Raw genomic sequence first — 1,849 nt, 5'->3', positions numbered from 1 at the left:
GCGCCCGGGTGGCCGGATTTGGCTTTCTGAACCGCATCCATGCTCAGCGCGCGAATGGCGTTGGCGAGATCTGTGCGAGACGGCATTGACGTTTCTCCAGTTTTTGGTCGGCAAAAGGTGAACGGTTAAAAAGAAGGCGCGTATTTTCGCCGATTAGTGACCACCGGGGCAAATCGGCGACACTCTTTTTATGGAAGTTTTACGGATGTTTTCAACGCCGGAATTTTTGCACAGAAATTTTATCTGATTTTTCAAACAGATCTAAATCTATATCAATTTATTTTGATATAGATGTTGATTGCCCGGAAAGACATGCCTACACTTCTTTCCCATGACATCCATGACCACACCTGCAACTGACCTGTCCTCCGTGGACGCCCTGGCACCGATCTTCAAAGCGAGCGGTGACCCGTTACGCCTGGAGATTCTGCGGGTGTTGCGTCGGGACACCTTTGGCGTACTGGAGCTGAGCCAGCTCTTCGAGATGCGCCAGTCGGGCATGAGCCATCATTTGAAGGTGATGCACAAGGCAGGACTGCTGGAACCCCAGCGGGAAGGCAACGCCATTTTCTACCGGCGCCCCCTGAACCTCGAAAGCGACAAGCTGACGGACCAGACCATCCGCCAGGTTTTCCAGAGCGTGGACCGTATTCCGCTGCCTGAGCATCTGCAGGAAAAGATCGAAGCCATCCGCAATCAGCGCGCGGACCAGTCCCAGGCCTTCTTCTCCCGTTACGCCGAAAAATTCCGGGAGCAACAGGAACTCATTGCCGCGTTTGACCTCTACGCCGAACCGGTGGCGAACCTGATTCGTAATCGTTCCGAGCGTCATGACTGGAAAACGGCCCTGGAAATCGGTTCCGGTGAAGGTGCATTCCTGCCGGTGCTCTCGAAGATCTGCAGGCACGTGGTGGCACTGGATAACTCCCGCGACATGCTGGCCAAGGCCACCCGTACCTGCATCGAAGAACGTCTGAACAATGTCGATCTGATTGAAGGTGTCACCGACAACCTGTTGGCTCGTGGTGACGATTTTGATCTGGTGGTGGCCAACATGGTCCTACACCACGTACCCAGCCCCGCGGACATTTTTCTCGATGCCTCAGCATTGATGAACGCCGGAGGTTGCCTGTTCGTCAGCGATCTGTGCAGCCATGACCAGGATTGGGCGAAGGAAGCCTGCGGCGATCTGTGGCTGGGCTTTGAACCGGAAGAGCTTACCAGTTGGGCCACCGATGCAGGCCTGGTTGCTGGTGAGTCGCTGTTCATCGGGCTGAGAAACGGCTTCCAGGTGCAGGTGAGAGAATTCTGGAAAACCGCAGAGTCCACATAGGACAGAAATAAAAACTGTATCAATTTTTTTTGATATAGAAATATGCAGACTCTGAAAACTGATTTACGATACCAACATCACAACTGCCGGCTTCAATCAAAAATCCATTGCCGGCCCGAATTTGCAACGCTCACAGAGGAGCAACCCTATGTCTGATTACAGCGTCTTTACCTCCGAATCGGTCTCTGAAGGCCACCCTGATAAATTGGCTGACCAGATTTCCGATGCCGTCCTCGACGCCATTCTGGTTGATGACCCCCATGCCCGGGTTGCGTGCGAAACCATGGTAAAGACCGGGGTCGCTATCGTCGGTGGGGAAATCACCACCAGCGCCTGGGTGGATCTGGAAGACCTGGTGCGCGGCGTGATCAAGGACATCGGCTACACCTCCTCTACCGTGGGCTACGACGGTGACACCTGCGGCATTATCAACATCATCGGCAAGCAGTCCGTGGACATCGCCCAGGGTGTTGACCGCCAGAAGCCGGAAGACCAGGGCGCCGGCGACCAGGGCCT

The 1,849-nt window shown here is 54.7% G+C and carries 2 protein-coding genes and 1 pseudogene; 2 read left to right on the top strand and 1 reads right to left on the bottom strand.

Translation table 11 applies throughout. From position 1 onward, the window contains the following. Window positions 1-86: pseudogene (locus B3M52_RS08325) on the bottom strand (transketolase); the annotation flags it as partial. Between the two features lie 245 nt (window positions 87-331). On the opposite strand from B3M52_RS08325, the gene B3M52_RS08320 reads away from it, so the two are divergent. Next, window positions 332-1,333 (top strand): metalloregulator ArsR/SmtB family transcription factor, encoded by a 1,002-nt coding sequence (locus B3M52_RS08320; RefSeq protein WP_136633559.1) that lies wholly within the window; start codon window positions 332-334, stop codon window positions 1,331-1,333. 148 nt (window positions 1,334-1,481) lie between these two features. After that, window positions 1,482-1,849 (top strand): S-adenosylmethionine synthetase N-terminal domain-containing protein (locus tag B3M52_RS08315; protein WP_286749395.1); only part of this gene is annotated, 368 nt, incomplete at its 3' end.

This window comes from Marinobacter sp. UBA2688, assembly GCF_002352785.1.
GTDB classification, from domain to species: Bacteria; Pseudomonadota; Gammaproteobacteria; order Pseudomonadales; family Oleiphilaceae; genus Marinobacter; species Marinobacter salarius.
This window is presented reverse-complemented; position numbering and strand designations above follow the sequence as displayed.

Excerpts from the sequence above, each read along its gene's own strand:
- B3M52_RS08320 (WP_136633559.1), top strand. The coding sequence starts at position 332 with ATGACATCCATGACCACACCTGCAACTGACCTGTCCTCCGTGGACGCC.